9 protein-coding genes are annotated in these 16,166 nt (G+C 72.6%); 5 read left to right on the plus strand and 4 right to left on the minus strand.

Features of this window, described 5'->3' with window-relative positions; all coding sequences use genetic code 11:
* The first annotated feature begins 169 nt into the window (after window positions 1-169).
* Complete coding sequence (locus OG622_RS06255) at window positions 170-2,314, plus strand: SpoIIE family protein phosphatase (protein WP_371573999.1); 2,145 nt, start codon at window positions 170-172, stop codon at window positions 2,312-2,314.
* Window positions 2,315-2,625: 311 nt separating this feature from the next.
* Here the strand turns inward: OG622_RS06255 and OG622_RS06260 are convergent, their stop codons facing one another.
* On the minus strand, window positions 2,626-4,077 hold the full coding sequence (locus OG622_RS06260) for a S1 family peptidase (RefSeq protein WP_371584016.1): 1,452 nt from the start codon (window positions 4,075-4,077) through the stop codon (window positions 2,626-2,628).
* Between the two features lie 735 nt (window positions 4,078-4,812).
* Between OG622_RS06260 and OG622_RS06265 the strand changes: the two genes are divergently transcribed.
* From OG622_RS06265 to OG622_RS06280, 4 genes are all read left to right on the plus strand, one after another.
* Window positions 4,813-5,028, plus strand: a complete 216-nt coding sequence (locus OG622_RS06265; protein WP_371574000.1) for a type A2 lantipeptide — start codon at window positions 4,813-4,815, stop codon at window positions 5,026-5,028.
* Between the two features lie 103 nt (window positions 5,029-5,131).
* Entirely contained in the window at window positions 5,132-5,938 is an 807-nt protein-coding gene (locus tag OG622_RS06270) for an HlyD family efflux transporter periplasmic adaptor subunit (protein ID WP_371574001.1), read from the plus strand.
* A gap of 68 nt (window positions 5,939-6,006) precedes the next feature.
* Window positions 6,007-8,172: an NHLP family bacteriocin export ABC transporter peptidase/permease/ATPase subunit gene (locus OG622_RS06275; protein WP_371584017.1), complete on the plus strand. Its 2,166-nt coding sequence runs from the start codon at window positions 6,007-6,009 to the stop codon at window positions 8,170-8,172.
* 1 nt (window position 8,173) lies between these two features.
* Window positions 8,174-11,029 (plus strand): NHLP bacteriocin export ABC transporter permease/ATPase subunit, encoded by a 2,856-nt coding sequence (locus OG622_RS06280; protein ID WP_371574002.1) that lies wholly within the window; start codon window positions 8,174-8,176, stop codon window positions 11,027-11,029.
* 263 nt (window positions 11,030-11,292) lie between these two features.
* Here the strand turns inward: OG622_RS06280 and OG622_RS06285 are convergent, their stop codons facing one another.
* From OG622_RS06285 to OG622_RS06295, 3 genes are all read right to left on the minus strand, one after another.
* Window positions 11,293-12,738 carry an MDR family MFS transporter gene (locus OG622_RS06285; protein WP_371574003.1) on the minus strand — a complete coding sequence of 482 codons (1,446 nt, stop codon included), beginning with the start codon at window positions 12,736-12,738 and terminating at the stop codon, window positions 11,293-11,295.
* 125 nt (window positions 12,739-12,863) lie between these two features.
* Window positions 12,864-14,333 carry an ABC transporter permease subunit gene (locus OG622_RS06290; RefSeq protein WP_371574004.1) on the minus strand — a complete coding sequence of 490 codons (1,470 nt, stop codon included), beginning with the start codon at window positions 14,331-14,333 and terminating at the stop codon, window positions 12,864-12,866.
* A gap of 299 nt (window positions 14,334-14,632) precedes the next feature.
* Window positions 14,633-16,132 (minus strand): ABC transporter substrate-binding protein, encoded by a 1,500-nt coding sequence (locus tag OG622_RS06295; RefSeq protein WP_371574005.1) that lies wholly within the window; start codon window positions 16,130-16,132, stop codon window positions 14,633-14,635.
* Window positions 16,133-16,166: the final 34 nt, after the last annotated feature.

The raw sequence follows: 16,166 nt of genomic DNA on the forward strand, positions 1-16,166 counted from the left end.
CACTCGCGGCGCCCGTGCGCGAGTGCGCGCCTCAGGCGAGGGGGCATGGGCCGGGCAAGAGGGGGTGGGGCCGTTCGTCCGGCGCGGGGCGCTCGCCGTGCGCGGGCGGCCCCCAAGGAGGAGCCTTGACCCTGGAACCGTCGCGCGGCCGGGCGAGGAGGTGGTCGGGATGTCCGACGTCCACGCGTCCGGCGGGCGGACGACCGTCGAGACGACCCGCGTCGGCCATCCGCTGCTGTCCCTGGCGCTGGCCGCGATGATGGACGACGTCGGCGCGCATTCCGGGGCGGTGTATCTGCTGACGCCGGACGAGCCGGTCCTGGAGATGGCGGTCATGGCGGGGCTGCCGAGGTCGTTCGCCGCACCGTGGGAACGGGTGGGACTGAGCGCGCCGGTCCCGGTCTCCGAGGCGGTACGGGGGCAACGGCTGGTGTGGGTCAGCGGCGAGGAGCAGATGGCCCGCCGCTATCCCCGGATCGCCGTGGTCCTGCCCTATCCCTTCGCCCTGGCCGCCCTCCCGGTGGCGACCCGCGACGCCACCTACGGCGCCGTCTTCCTGACCTGGCCCGGCTCCCACCCGCCGGAGCTCAGCGACCGCGAGCGGGACCAGCTGACCTCGGCCTGCGACCGGCTCGCGAAACGGCTGCGGCGCGCCGAGGATGAGGGCCGTCCGGTGCTGCCGGAGCCGGACCTGTCGGCGCCGTCGGCGACCATGGTCGCCGGGACGCTCGGCACGGTGGAGGCGGCACGGATGGTGGCGCGGCTGCCGTACGGGATGTGCGCGCTCGATCTGCACGGGCGGATCACGTTCGCCAACGCGGCCACGGCCGAGCTGCTCGGCATCCCGGTGAGCGCACTGCTGGGCACCCAGCTGTGGGCGTCGGTGCCGTGGCTCAACGATCCCGCGTACGAGGACCGGTACCGGGCGGCGCTGATGAGCCAGCACGTGACGTCGTTCGTGGCGCTCAGACCGCCGAGCGACTGGCTGTCGTTCCGGCTGTATCCGGGGACGAACGGGCTGAGCATACGGATCTCGCGGGCCCGTGCGGTCGCCGAGGCCCAGCAAGCGGCGCGGCTGGAGGACGACGGGCCGGGCAGGCTGGTGACCACCAACCACGTACTGGCGCTGGCGAGCGCGCTCACCGAGGCGGTGGGCGTGCAGGACGTGGTGGAACTGGTCGCCGACGAGATCGCCCCGGCCCTCGGCAGCCAGGCCCTCGTGATGTTCGGCTCGCGCGCGGGGCGCCTGCATGTCCTCGGACACCGCGGCTATGCCGACCCGCACCTCGTGGAACGCTTCGACGGCATGCCGCTCACCGCGCCGATGCCCGGGGCGCACGCCCTGACCACCGGGGTGCCCGCCTTCTTCGAGACCCGGCAGCAGTTGGAGCGCCTCTATCCGATGCGGCAGGACCCCCCGGACGGACTTGCCGCCTGGGCGTACATCCCGCTGATCGCGTCGGGGCGGCCGGTGGGCACCTGGGTGCTCGGGTACGCGGACCCTCATCCGTTCCCCGCCGACGAGCGCGCGGTGCTGACCAGCCTCAGCGGTTTCATCGCCCAGGCGCTGGAACGCGCGCTGCTGTACGACGCCAAGCATCAGCTGGCGCACGGGCTGCAGCAGGCGCTGCTGCCGCACTCACTGCCGTCGATCCCGGGGATCGAGGCGGCCTCGCGCTATCTGCCCGCCACCCGGGGCATGGAGATCGGCGGCGACTTCTTCGACCTGGTCCTCTCGCACGGGCGTGCCTCCGCCGTGATCGGCGACGTGCAGGGGCACAACGTGACGGCGGCGGGCCTGATGGGGCAGATCCGGACGGCGGTCCGCGCGTACACGACCGTCGGGCAGGCGCCGGAGGAGGTGATGAGCAGCACCAACCGGCTGCTCATCGACCTGGGTTCGGAGCTGTTCGCCAGCTGTCTGTATCTGCGGCTCGATCCGGAGCACGGGACGGCCGTCATGGCGAGGGCGGGGCATCCGCCGCCGTTGCTGCGCCGGCCGGACGGGAGGGTGCGGGTGCTCGACCTCGCGGGTGGTCCGCTGCTGGGCATCGACGCGGCGGCGACGTATCCGACGACCGAGGTGGCGCTGGCCGAGGGGTCCGTGCTGGCCCTGTACACGGACGGGCTGATCGAGTCGCCGGGGGTCGACATCGAGGACGCGCTGGCGGCTCTCGGGGAGCGGCTGGCGACGGCCGGGGAACGGCCGTTGGACTCGCTCGCCGACGCTCTCGTACGGGAGACGGAGGCGGCGGAGGAGCGGGCGGACGATGTGGCGTTGTTGCTGCTGCGTGTGACGGCGAGTGACGGGTGACGGCGGGTGACGGCGCGTTCTGCGGGTCGTTCGTCGGCTGCTGCTGATGCGTCGGCTGCTGGTTCGTCGTGGCTGGTCGCGCAGTTCCCCCGCGCCCCTTGTGGGCCGCTGATGGGTTGCGACCGTGCGGGTCCCGAGCCCAGCCGCAAGAAAGAACGAATCGGTCCGACCCTCCCGCCGGAGGGCCGGACCGTTCCACCTGTCGGCCGGAGCCCTCAGGTGGGGCCGACAGGTGGGCCGTGGGGCGACGGCCCGGGGGTCAGTGGCCGCTGATCCCGGGGCCGTCGTCCACGTGTGGGGGTGGCGTCCGCCTACTGCTGGACGCCCTGCTCCTCGACACCCTGCTCCTCGACACCCTGCTCGTCGACGCCCTGCTCCTCGACACCCTGGTCGTGCTGCTGGCCCGCTCCGGCGTCGGCACCGGCACCGGCGTCGTCACCGGCACCGGCCGCGTCGCCCACACCGGCGGCACCGGCGCCACCGGCACCGGCGACGGCGCCCTCTTCCTCGCCCACACCGGCTGCGGCGGCGCCCTCTTCCTCGCCCGCGCCCGCTGCCGCGGCGCCCTCTTCCTCACCGGCACCGGCAGCGGCACCGGCGGCGGCGCCGCCATCGGCCTCTTCGCCCGCACCCGCGGCGTCACCGGCACCGCCGGCGGCTTCCTCACCGGCGCCCGCGCCGGCGTCGCCGAGGGTCGCGCCGACTGCCGCGAGGGCGGTGGTGACCGGCTGGAAGAAGGTCTCACCGCCGACGGTGCAGTCGCCGCTGCCGCCGGAGGTCAGGCCGATGGCCTGGCCGTCCTCGGTGAACAGCGAGCCGCCGCTGTCGCCGGGCTCGGCGCAGACGTCGGTCTGGATGAGACCGGTGACCGTGCCCTCGGGGTAGTTCACCGTGGCCTCGAGGCCGGTGACCTGGCCGTCGGCGAGACCGGTCGTGCTGCCCATGCGGAAGACCTGGAGGCCGACCGCGGCCTCTCCGGCCGCGTTGATGTTGACCGTCTGGCCGTTGCCGAGGTCGACCGTGCTGGCCGCCTGGGTCGCCGGGTCGTTGTAGTTGACCAGGGCGAAGTCACCGGCGCCGGGGAACGTGGCGGTCGCGGCGTCGACCGTGGCGATCGGGGCGCCGCCCTCCTCCTCGGACCACTCGGCCTCGGCGACACCGCAGTGACCGGCGGTCAGGAAGGCCGGGGCACCTTCGGCGTTGACCACGTTGAAGCCTGCCGAGCAGCGCGCGCCGCCGCCGAAGATGGCGTCGCCGCCCTCCAGGAAGGTCTTGAACGTGCCGGCGGACTTCTTGATGGTCGCCATGCCCGAGCCGAGCGACTTGACGGACGACTCGATGGTGTCCCAGTTCTCGCCCGTGACCGTGGAGTCGGCGGTGACCTGGAGCTTGTTGGTGCGGGGGTCGATCGCCCAGGCGGTGCCCGGGACGCTGGCCTCCTCCTTCAGCGTCGCCGCGCCCTTCTGCAGCTCGGACCAGCTGTTCTCGACCTCACGGACCTCCGCGCCGGCCGACTGGGCCTGGATGATCACGTTGTTGTCGTCGCCGTCGATCTGAAGGCCGTCGATGACGTTGATGATGAGCTGCTTCTCGCTCGAATCGTAGTACGCGCCTGCGAACGCGTCACCGAGCAACTCCTGGAGCTGGGAGGCGAGGTCCGAGGCGTCACTCGCGGCGAGCGTCTTGGGGGCAGCGTCCTTCGCATCCGTCTGCGACGCCATCGCGTTCGGCAGGATGAGGGCTGCCGCGCCGAGCGCCGCCACGCCGCCTGCGGCTATGAACGCCTTACGCTTGGTGGCTCGTTTGTGACTCAACTCTTGACCTCCTGGGGACGGGGTCCGTGCCGCCGTCCGGCGGGTGAACTGGGGGCGCCTGGTTGCCAGTTGGTACGCATGGTTCCGGCGGGGTGTTCAACGCTCCGCAAAAAGATTCCGATCTTCCATTTCGCAAAGAGCGCTACGCCCCCAGTTCGCACGCCATGTCACGACTTCCCGCCCGCACCCTCCCGCGCGGGCTCCGTGATGCCGGCACCCCACTCTCGGAACGACACGTTCAGCGACCGGTCGATAGCGGTCCGTCCACCTCCACGGCCGGGAAACCGGCTTCGGGAAATCTCCACACCGAATGCCCAGCGGGGTCACGGCCGACAGGAGTTCTGCACAGGGGTGACGCGTGCGCCGCGCCTTTCAGGCGGACTGTCCCATTCGTTTTCCGGCTGACAACGAACCGCGTATGACGATGCCGCGATCCGTGTGAAGAAGCAGCCCCCAAGGCGTGCGCAAGCCTGCACGGATAAACCGTCATGGCCACCAAGTGCGCTGGTGGGAGGCCATGTTGATTGGAAGTGCGCGGCGGCGATCTGCTTTGATCCATCGCACCGCGGGGGCCGCCGAGTTCTCGGAAACGAGAGATGGGCACCCACGTGCGCGGCCGTCGTTCTGTCCCCAGAAGGGGGCCGCTCCCCCCTAATGAAGAGCTATACGAAGGGAAGTTCCCCCATGAACTCCACCCCCCAGGTTGAGACCGCCGAGATCTCGGACGCCGCCCTCGACGCTGTCTCCGGTGGCCTGTCGGTCAACGCCGTCGGCACCGTCACCGGCCTGGTGGACGGCATCGCCCCGGTCTCCGGCCTGGTCAACACGGCCGTCGGCACCGTCGAGGGTGCCACCGGTCTGAACACCGCCCCGGTCACCGGCCTGGTCGCCGGTCTCTGATCGAGCCCTCGCGCCGCTGAGTCCCGGAACCACCTGACAGGTTCCGGGACTCTCGGTTGCCCGGAAGTCCGCTGTTCCGAGTCGCACAGGTGAGGGAAGTCCCGTGCAGTTCCGCCAGCAGGCCCTCGCCAAGCTCCAGTCACCGGAGGAACTCGACCTCCCGGTGCGCTTCGCCCGCCCGCAGGGCTGGCTGGTGCTGTCCGTCACGGTGGTCGCCATGGCCGCCGCGTCCGTGTGGGCCGTCACGGGTTCCGTCACGTCCACGGTCAGCGCCCCCGCCGTCCTCACCCACGGGCAGGGCAGTTACGTACTGCAGAGCCCGGTGGCCGGCCAGGTCACCGCCGTGCTCGCGAGGCAGGGCGAGCGGCTGCCCGCCAAGGCCCCCGTCCTCAAGGTCGCCACCACCGACGGCGAGACCGTCGTACGGTCCGTCGCGGCCGGCCGGGTCTCCACGCTCGCCGCCACGATCGGCCAGATCATCCGGACGGGCACCGACGTCGCGGCGATCGAGAAGGTCACCGACGCCGACGACCCGCTCTTCGCGACGGTGTACGTTCCCGCCGGGAACGCCGCCTCGATCCCCGAGGACGCCGCCGTGGACCTGACCGTGCAGTCGGCGCCCACCCAGCGGTACGGCGTGCTGCGCGGCCATGTGAAGAAGGTGGACCGCACCGCGCAGACCCCGCAGTCGATCGGCGCGTTCCTCGGTGACAGCCAGTTGGGCGAGCAGTTCACCAGGAACGGCAGGCCGGTGGCCGTCACCGTACGGCTCGACCGCAGGGCCTCGACGGAGTCGGGCTACAGGTGGTCCTCGAAGGACGGGCCGCCGTTCGAGCTGACTTCCATGACCATGGCCACGGGTTCGATCCGTCTGGCCGACGAGCGTCCCGTCGATTGGCTGCTCCCGTGACCGCATCCCAGGACACCGCCCGGCCACCGACACGCGGCAGACGCAAGGCCGCCCCGCAGAAGCGCCCGGTGCCCAAGGGCGGGCAGAAGACCGTCCGCACGCCGACCGTTCTGCAGATGGAGGCCGTGGAGTGCGGCGCCGCCTCCCTCGCCATGGTCCTCGGCCACTACGGACGGCACATCCCGCTGGAGGAGCTGCGCATCGCCTGCGGTGTCTCCCGGGACGGCTCACGCGCCAGCAACGTCCTCAAGGCGGCCCGCGGTTACGGCCTGACCGCCAAGGGCATGCAGATGGACGTGGCCGCCCTCGCCGAGGTGAAGGCGCCGGCCGTCCTCTTCTGGGAGTTCAACCACTACGTCGTCTACGACGGCATGGGGCGTCGCTTCGGCCGGCGCGGCGTCCACATCAACGACCCCGGCAAGGGCCGCCGGTTCGTGCCGATGGAGGACTTCGACGCCGGCTTCACCGGGGTCGTCCTCGTCATGGAGCCCGGCGACGAGTTCGAGAAGGGCGGCCGCAGGCCCGGCGTGCTGGGCGCCATGCCCGCCCGGATGCGCGGCACCTCGGGCACCCTGCCCGCCGCCGTCCTCGCGAGCCTGCTCCTGGTGGCGGTCGGCGCGGCCGTACCCGCGCTGAGCCGCACCTACATCGACATGTTCCTCATCGGCGGCCAGACCTCCCTGCTGGGCGTGCTGTTCGCGTCGATGGGCGCGTGCGTGCTGCTGACGGTCCTGCTGACCTGGCTGCAACAGGCCAACCTGCTGCGCGGCCGCCTCATCTCCTCGACCCTGTCCAGCGCCCGATTCCTGCGGCACCTCCTCCGTCTGCCCGTCACCTTCTTCTCGCAGCGCAGCCCCGCCGACCTCGTCCAGCGTCTCCAGTCCAACGACGCGGTCGCCGAGACCCTGGCCCGCGACCTCGCGGCCGCCGGGGTGGACGCGGTCGTGGTCGTCCTCTACGCCGTGCTCCTCTACACGTACGACCCGCAGCTCACCTTCGTCGGCATCGGGGTGGCCCTGCTGAACGTGGTGGCGATGCGGGTGGTGATCCGGCTGCGCGCGACCCGTACGGCGAAGCTGCGCGCCGACAACGCACGGCTCACCAACACGGCGTACACCGGGCTGCAGCTGATCGAGACGATGAAGGCGACCGGCGGCGAGGAGGGCTACTTCCGCAAGTGGGCCGGGCAGCACGCCACCACGCTGGAGGAGCAGCAGCGGCTCGGGGTGCCGAGCGCCTGGCTGGGGGTCGTCGCCCCGACCCTCGCCACGCTCAACAGCGCGCTCATCCTCTGGATCGGCGGTATGCGCGCGGTCGAGGGCCACATATCCGTCGGGCTGCTGGTCGCCTTCCAGGCGCTGGTCACCCGGTTCACCGCGCCGATCACCCGCCTCAACGGCGTCGCGGGCCGCATCCAGGACTTCGCGGCCGACGTGGCCCGCCTCAAGGACGTCGAGAACTTCCGGGCGGACCCGCTGTACGCCCGCCCGGACGCCGCCGAATCCACCCGCCGCCTTCAGGGCCACGTCGAGCTGGAGAACATCACCTTCGGCTACAGCCCCCTCGACCAGCCCCTGCTCACCGGCTTCGACCTCACCGTCGGGCCGGGCCGGCAGGTGGCGCTGGTCGGCGGTTCCGGCAGCGGCAAGTCGACGGTGTCGAGACTGATCTCGGGCCTGTACACCCCGTGGGAGGGGGTGATCCGGATCGACGGCCGCCGTCTGGAGGACATCCCCAGGGGAGCTCTGGCCGCCTCGGTCTCCTTCGTCGACCAGGAGGTGTTCCTCTTCGAGGGCACGGTCCGTGACAACGTGGCCCTGTGGGACCCGTCGATCCCCGACGAGGCCGTGGTGGAGGCACTGCGGGACGCGGCCCTGTACGACGTGGTGACCCGCCGTCCGGGCGGTATCCACAGCCGGGTCGAGCAGGACGGCCGCAACTTCTCCGGCGGTCAGCGGCAACGCCTGGAGATCGCACGGGCGTTGGTCCGCAGGCCCAGCATCCTCGTCCTCGACGAGGTGACCAGCGCGCTCGACGCGGAGACCGAGCTGACCGTCATGGACAACCTGCGCAAGCGCGGCTGCGCCTGTGTGGTGATCGCCCACCGGCTCAGCACCGTCCGCGACAGCGACGAGATCGTCGTCCTGCGGCACGGCGCGATCGTGGAGCGCGGCCGGCACGAGGAGCTGATGGCACACGGCGGCGCGTACGCCCAGCTGGTCAGGGAGCGATGAGATGAACTCCGTACCCGAAGGGCACGGGGGCCGAGGCGGTCAGGAGGGCCACGAGGGCGACCTCGTCCTCGGTGCGCTCGGCGCCATGGGCACGCCCCTCGACTGCGCCGGCCACACCCGCCTGGACCTCGAAGGCCCGCAGACCCTGTGGCTGGTGGCCTCCGGCGCCCTGGACCTGTTCGCGGTCGACGCCGTCGAGCAGGGCCACTGGCACCACCTGGGCCGCCTCGAAGCGGGCGCGTTGCTGCTCGGCCCGGTCACCGGGCCCCAGCACACCCTGGTGGCCCGCCCGCTGCGCGACTGCGTGGTCCGGCGCATCGGCCTGCGCGAGCTGTACCAGCAGGTGAACACGGAGACCTGGTCGTACGACGCGTGGGGCAACCCCCAGCTGGTGCCGCCACGGACGAGCACCCTCGAATACGCGCTCGCCCTGGGCGTCGGCCGTGGCCTGTCCATCCTCTTCCAGGCACCGATGGCCACCGAGCAGGCCGCCGCGCCCACCGACGACGACGTGTTCTGGATGCGGGTGCCGCCCGGCAGCGTCCAGTACGGCTCGCTGTACGGGGCGGAGGCGGCGGCCGACCTGCTGATGGACCCCGGGGTCTGGCAGAGCATGGTCGACCAGCAGTACCGGCTGCTGGCCACGCTGGACCGCTGGATCGAGCAGCTGGAACGCACCCACGAGGACCGTACGGCCGCCGGTATCAAGGCCGGTGAGGCCGTGCGCGCCCAGGCCGACCGCACGCTGCTCGCCTCCATCGGCAAGTCCTCGGCGGCCCGGCGTACGACCACGGCGGACGCGGACGCGACGTACGCGGCCTGCGGGCTCGTCGCCCGGGCGGCCGGGATCACCCTCTCCGAGCCCGCGCGGAGCGGCACCGAGAGCGATCGGCTCGACCCGGTGGAGCGCATCGCGCTCGCCTCCCGGGTCCGGGTCCGTGCCGTACGTCTCGCCGGGAGCTGGTGGCGGGAGAACGTGGGCCCGCTGGTCGGGCACCGGGCCCTGTCCGGCGCGCCGGTGGCGCTGCTGTGGCGGCGCGGCGGTTATGTGTCCGTGCAGCCGTCGTCCGGGCGGGAGACGCCGATCGAGAAGGCGAACGCGGCGGAGTTCGAGCCGCGTGCCGTGATGTTCTACCGGCCGTTGCCCGAACGGGTGCTGAGCCCGCTGCACCTGATGCGGTTCAGCCTCCACGGCACCGGCGGTGACATGACGGGCCTGCTGCTCAGCGGCCTGGTGACGGTGGTACTCGGCTCCCTTGTCCCCGTCGCGACGGGCAGGATCCTCGGCGAGTACGTCCCGAAGGCGCAGGAGGACCTGATCGTGCGGGTCTGCCTGGCGATCATGCTCGCGAGCGTGGTGTCGGCCGCGTTCCTGCTGTTGCAGAACCTGACGATCCTCCGGATGGAGGGCCGTATCGAGGCGACCCTCCAACCGGCGGTCTGGGACCGTCTGTTGAGACTCCCCACGAAGTTCTTCGCCTCCCGCTCCACGGGTGAACTGGCCAGTGCGGCCATGGGCATCAGCGCGATCCGCCGCACCCTGGCCGGGGTCGGGCCGGTGGTCGCCCAGTCGGTGACCGTCGGCGCCGTGAACCTCGGTCTGCTGCTCTGGTTCAGCGTTCCGATGGCTCTGGCGGCGATCGGCATGCTGGTGATCGTGGCCGCCGTGTTCCTCGGCCTCGGCCTGTGGCAGGTCCGCTGGCAGCGCCGCCTGGTGGTCCTGGGCAACAAGCTGAACAACCAGGCCTTCCAGACCCTGCGGGGCCTGCCGAAGCTGCGGGTGGCCGCCGCCGAGAACTACGCGTACGCGGCCTGGGCGGGCGAGTTCGCGCGCAGCCGGGAGCTCCAGCAGAAGGTCGGCGGGATCAAGAACCTCAACACGGTGCTGGGCGCGGTGTATCTCCCGCTCTGCACCCTGCTGATGTTCATGCTGCTGGCGGGCCCGGCCCGGGGTTCGATGTCGGCGGCGGAGTTCCTCACCTTCAACACCTCGGTGACGATGCTGCTCACCTCGGTCACCCAGCTGACGGGGGCGTTCGTGTCGGCGGTGGCCGTGCTGCCGTTGTTCGAGGAGATCAAGCCGGTGCTGGAGGCGACCCCGGAGGTCAGCACGGCGAGCACCCGCCCCGGGGTGCTGTCCGGCGCGCTGGAGGCCCGTCGGCTCTCCTTCCGCTACGCGGACGACGGCCCCCTGGTGCTGGACGACGTGTCCTTCGCCATCGAACCCGGGGAGTTCGTGGCGATCGTCGGCCCGAGCGGCTGCGGAAAATCGACTCTGCTGCGCCTGCTCATCGGCTTCGACAAGCCGGTCTCCGGGAGCGTCCTGTACGACGGTCAGGATCTGGGCGCCTTGGACCAGTCCGCCGTACGCCGCCAGTGCGGTGTCGTTCTCCAGCACGCCCAGCCGTTCACCGGTTCCATCCTGGACGTCATCTGCGGCACCGAGCCGTTCACGCCCGAGGAGGCGATGGCGGCGGCCGAGATGGCGGGCCTCGCCGAGGACATCCGGCGTATGCCGATGGGCCTGCACACCATCGTCCAGGGCAGCGGCGCGGTCTCCGGCGGCCAGCGCCAACGCCTGATGATCGCCCAGGCGTTGATCCGCCGTCCCCGCATCCTCTTCTTCGACGAGGCCACCAGCGCCCTGGACAACGAGACGCAGCGCACGGTCATCGAGAGCACGCGGGCGTTGCACGCCACCCGTGTCGTGATCGCCCACCGGCTGTCCACGGTCATGGACGCGGACCGGGTGGTGGTCATGGAGGACGGCAGGGTGGCGGAGGTGGGGGCCCCGGCCCGGTTGCTGGCGGACAGCGGGGGGCGACTGAGTGAGCTGGTGCGTCGCCAGATGGCCTGAGGGGGTTCATCGCCCCCGCCGCCCCTACCCGTCCCTCCCCAGGGGCTGCGCCCCTTCGACCCCCGTCCGCGGGTCCGGTGGGGCTTCTCGCGCAGTTCCCCGCGCCCCTGAAGGGCCTACGGCCCTTTCGGGCCGAAAAGCACGGGGCGCAGCCCCTGCTTTTCAGGGGCGCGGGAAACTGCGCGAGAAGCCCCCACCGAACCCGCACCCGACAACAGGCCCCACGGGGTCGAAGGGGCAGCGCCCCTGGGGAGGGGAAGCCCCTACGGCCGCACAGACCGACGCGGCAGCAGCAAGACAGACACGACCGGAACCACCGCGAGCACCACCCACGGCACAGCCCCCGGCACCCCCACATCCGTCAGGGCCCCGGCCCCCGCACTCCCCACCAACACGATCAACCCCGAGACGGACGACATCGCCCCGGTATAGAGCCCGAGCCGCCCCTGGGCCGCAAGATCCGGCACCCACGCCCGCGCCGCCGGAGCCACCAACATCTGCCCCACCGTCAACAACACCACGAACCCGGCGGCGGGCAACAACCCCACACCCCCCGTCCACCCGGCAGGCAGCGCCACGGCCACCACCCCGAACCCGGCGGCTATCAGCACCAACCCCACCGTCATGGACCGACGCAGATCCAGCCGCTCCGCCACCCACCGCGTGACCGGCAGCTGGGCCGTCACGACCAGCAGCGACGACAACCCGAACAGCCAGGCCAGCGCCGACTGCGACCCCGTGGCCCGCTCCACCTCACCGGGCAGCAGCAGGTACAGCTGGTTGTAGGCCAGCAGATACGCCCCGTACGCGCAGCACAACGCCAGGAACCGCCGGTTGCGCAGCAGCCCGCCGAGACCCCCCTTCACCGCGACCCGCTCCCGCCCCGGAATGTGCTGCGGAAGCAGCCAGAAATGTCCGGCCAGGACGAGAACGAAGACCCCGGCGCCCGCGAGGCACACCACCCGGTAGTCGACCGCCAGCAGCAGCGCGCCGATGAGCGGCCCGACGAACGCCCCGGCCTGCCCCGCCACCGTGAACAGCGCGAGCACGCTCGTCCGGGGGCCGCCTCCCGACTCCTCCCAGACCACCGCCTGCCGGGCGACCTCGGACTCGACTGCCGGGGAGAACAGCGCGGCGGCGAAGCCGATCAGCAGGACCGCACCGATGACCGACCAGTCCTCGTCGGCGTACCCGAGCCACGCGAACCCGGCGATCCGCAGCACGCATCCGGCCAGCACCACGGGCCGTACCCCGTACCGGTCGGCCAGCGCACCACCCACCACGAACAGCCCCTGCTGGCTGAAGGTCCGCAGCCCGAGCACGAAGCCGACCATCCAGCCGGCCATGCCTATCGCCGTGCCGAGATGTTCGGCGAGGAACGGCAGCACGGCGAAGAAGCCGACGTTGAAGGCGAGCTGGGTGAGGATCAGCAGCCGCAGAAGGGGACTGAGCTCGGCCCAGGTACTCCGGCGGGAAAGCCTGGCCGCGTTCTTCCCGGCCGCACCGCTCGCGACCCGCGCTTCGGCCACCCCACCCGACGTCCCTTGTCGGGACGCGTCGCCCGCCGTCCGCCGCACAGGCACCCCGTTCGCGGCCCGCATCTCCGGCGTCCCGTCAGCCGCCCGCCCCATCGGCGTCTCGATAGCCGCCCGCCCCTCCGACGTCCCGTTCGCCGCCCGCTGATCGGGCGCCCACCGCTTGCTCGTCACCTGCCTCTGGGACCCTTCACTCACCGCCTGGTTCTCCCGCTCCTCGCTCGGCGCTTGCGTCTCGGCCGCTTCTCCGGCCGGTCGACGCCGGGGCGTCCCGCTCGGTCGTTTCTCGGGCGGCACGGTCATCCGGTCTCTCCGACGGTCGTGGCGGCGGCGGGTCTCGGCTGCCGTACGGCCCGGGCGAGCGGACGGCGTGGCCCTCGCACCCCGCCCGCCGCCGTGGCCGCCAGCGCACCCAGGAGGGCGAGGGCGGTGGCGGGGGCGAGGACGGCCCAGGGGGCGCGTTCGGCGTAGGGCTGGTTCTCGGCGAGGAGGAGGCCCCATTCCGGCTCCGGCGGCTGCGCGCCGAGGCCGAGGAAGCCGAGGGAGGTCAGGGCGAGGGCCACGCCGGGCAGCCGGAGGAGGGCGTGGCGGGCGACGGGGGGCAGGACGGCGGGCAGCAGTTCGCGGCGGAGCAGATAGCCGTCACCCGCGCCGAGCCCTTTGGTGGCCGTGATGTGCGTCGTGGCCCGCTCCTGTTCGAGCAGGGCGGAGGTGTGCGCGGCGAGCGGCACCCAGGCGACGGCGGCCACGGCCAGCGCGGGTGTCGCCGCTCCGCTGCCGGCGACTCCGGCGACGAGGAGGCCCGCGAGGACCGCCGGCACGGCGTTGACGGTGTCGACGAGGGGCCCGGAGAGCCGGGGCAGCAGCCCGAGCAGGACGCCCGTCAGCAGTGCGGCCGCGCTGATCGTGACGCCCAGGGCAAGGGTGGTGAACGCCCCGTGGCCGATGCGGGCGAGGAGGTCGCGGCCGAGTGCGTCGGTGCCCAACGGGTGGGACCAGGACGGGGGTTGGAGCCGGGCTCCGGTGTCGAGGGCGAGCGGGTCGCGGGTCAGGCCGAGCGCGACGACCGCGAGGAGCAGGGTGCCGTGGAGCAGCGGGGTCCGGCGTGGCGCGGACGGCTGCGGGCGGTGCAGGGAGTGGAGCGCGCCGTCGCGGAGGGCCGGACCGATGAGGAGACGGGCGGCGAGGCGGGCGAGGGCTCCGGCGAGGGCGGCCAGCAGGACGAGGGCGAGGGTGCCGGCCTGGAGGACGGGGAGGTCCTGGGCGAGGGCGGCCTGGAGGGTGGTGCGGCCGAGGCCGGGTATGTCGAAGATCTGCTCGACGGTGACGGCGCCGCCGGTGAGACCGACCACGAACAGGCCGATGTTGGGCAGGAGTCCGGGTACGCAACGGCGGACGGCCTGGCGGGCGGTGGCCCGCCCGGGTATGCCGCGGGCGGCGGCGGCCAGCGCCCAGGGTTCGGCGAAGGCGCCGGGCAGCAGGTCGTCGAGCATCCGGCCGAGCAGCGCGCCGGCGGGCAGGCCGAGGGCGAGGGCGGGCAGCACCGTCCATCGCGGCCCGTACCAGCCGAGCGCGGGCAGCCAGCCGAGGTGCACCCCGACGACGACGGCGAGCACGGAGGCGGTGAGGAACTCGGGCAGCGCGGCGGGCATCGCGGCCGCGCTGCCGCCGCCGCGCCCGTCGTCGAGGCGGCGGTGCGCGCCGAGCCGGAGGGTGCGGGCGCAGACCGCCGCGGCCGTGGCCGCCGCGACGAGGAGCGCGACGGCCATCAGCAGCAGGGAGACACCGAGGGCCTGGACGACGGAGGGGGTGACCTCGGCACCGGAGATCCACGAGCGGCCCGCGTCACCGCGCGCCAGCCCGCCGAACCACTCCCCCAGCAGCTTCGACGGTCCCGCGTCGAGGCCGAGTTCGTCCCGGACGGCCGCCAGTACCTCTGGCGTCGGGTCGCGTTCGGCCGAGCGGGCCTTGAGGACGGTGAGCGCCGGGTCGGTGCGCGACAGCCACGGCAGCAGGCCGATCCCGCACAGCAGCGCGGCGGCGAGCAGGGCCCGCCAGAGTGCCCGTATCAGCGCCGGGTCCCCGTTCCGATGAGGGTGCGCTCGTACGGGTCGAGGGTCACGCCCTGTACCGAGGTGGCGACGCCGGTGATGATCTGCTGGTGGACGAGCGGGACGGTCGCGTCGGTGCCGAGGATCGCCGCCTCGGCGTTCATGGCCGCCTGCTGCCGCTCGGCCGTCTCGGACTCCTTCTCGGCGGCGGCGACGGCCCGGTCGACCTGCTGGTCGCAGAGCAGGGCGAGGTTGTAGCCGCCGTCGCAGGTGAAGTCGCCGGCGAGGATGGAGACGGGGTCGCCGGTGTCGAGCAGGGAGTTGCGGGCGCCGACGAACGCGTCGAACTTCCCGGCCAGGGCGTCGCTCTCCAGCCGCGAGTACTCGCGGACCTCCAGCCTCACCTCGAACCCGGCCTTCTGGAGCTGCTGTTGCAGTACCTGGGCGACCTCGGGCAGTTCGGGCCGGTTGTCGTACGTCGCGATGGTCACGGAGGTGCCGTCGGGGTCGACGGCCCTCGCGCGGCCGGTCGGTTCGACTTGTTTGCCGGCGGCCCAGGTCACGGCGGGTCCGAAGATGCCCACGCCGGCGTCGGCGTAGCCCTCGTAGACGTCCTTGGCGAGGACGGAGCCGTCGACGGCCTCGCGGGCGGCGGCCCGGAGCTCCGGGTCCTTGAAGGCGCCGGTCTTGGTGTTGAGGAGGAGGCTGGTGGTGCGGGTGGTGGCCGTCTCGCGGCGGGTGCCCTTGTCCAGGGTGGACGCCTGCGAGACGGGGACGGCTTCGGCGATGTCGACCTGGTCGGTGCGCAGGGCGTTGGTGCGGGCGGAGCCGTCGGCTATGAACCTGGCGTCGATGCCGCTCGCCTGGGCACGGCCGCCCCAGTACGCGTCGAAGCGGTCCAGGGTGGCCGCGGTGGTGCCGGTGACCTCGGTGACCTCGAACGGGCCGGTGGCCGTGCCGACCGGGTTCACCCGCCTGCCGCCGTAGGCCTTGGCGGACAGGATCGCGAGGCCGGGGCTGGTGAGCCGGAGCGGCAGGGCGGGGTCCGGATCTCCCGTGGTGACGCGCACCTGACGGTCGCCGCTCGCCTTCGCGGTGAGCTCGACACCGGTGAGCGCGGCGGTGACCGGCTCGGCCTCGGTGGCACGGGTGAGGGCGGCGGCGACGGTCGCCGGGGTGACCTCGGTGCCGTCCTGGAAGGTGGCCTCACGCAAGGTGAAAAGCCAGTTCCGGTCGTTCTCGCGGGTCCAGGACTCGGCGAGCGCCGGGGCCGCGGCACCGTTGGCGTCCAGCTCGGTGAGGCCCTCGGTGACGCCCAGCCGGCTGAGGAGGGTGGCGTCGGCGCCGTACGGGGAGAAGTTCTCGGCGGGCGGGAAGGCGAGGGCCACGCGCAGCCGGGACCCGCCGGCGGAGGGGTCGTCGGACGTGTCACCGCCCGAAGCGAAGCAACCGGTCAGCACGGGGGCGAGGAGCAGGCCGGCGGCGAGGCGACGGCGACGGCGACGGGGAGAGCGCATGGTCCTTGGTTCTGTGTGGGAGACGGGGCGGCTG

The sequence above is a fragment of the Streptomyces sp. NBC_01314 genome (assembly GCF_041435215.1).
Lineage (GTDB): Bacteria > Actinomycetota > Actinomycetes > Streptomycetales > Streptomycetaceae > Streptomyces.

Excerpts from the sequence above, each read along its gene's own strand:
- OG622_RS06280 (WP_371574002.1), top strand. The coding sequence starts at position 8,174 with ATGAACTCCGTACCCGAAGGGCACGGGGGCCGAGGCGGTCAGGAGGGC.
- OG622_RS06290 (WP_371574004.1), bottom strand. The coding sequence starts at position 14,333 with ATGGCCGTCGCGCTCCTCGTCGCGGCGGCCACGGCCGCGGCGGTCTGC.
- OG622_RS06295 (WP_371574005.1), bottom strand. The coding sequence starts at position 16,132 with ATGCGCTCTCCCCGTCGCCGTCGCCGTCGCCTCGCCGCCGGCCTGCTC.
- OG622_RS06265 (WP_371574000.1), top strand. The coding sequence starts at position 4,813 with ATGAACTCCACCCCCCAGGTTGAGACCGCCGAGATCTCGGACGCCGCC.
- OG622_RS06255 (WP_371573999.1), top strand. The coding sequence starts at position 170 with ATGTCCGACGTCCACGCGTCCGGCGGGCGGACGACCGTCGAGACGACC.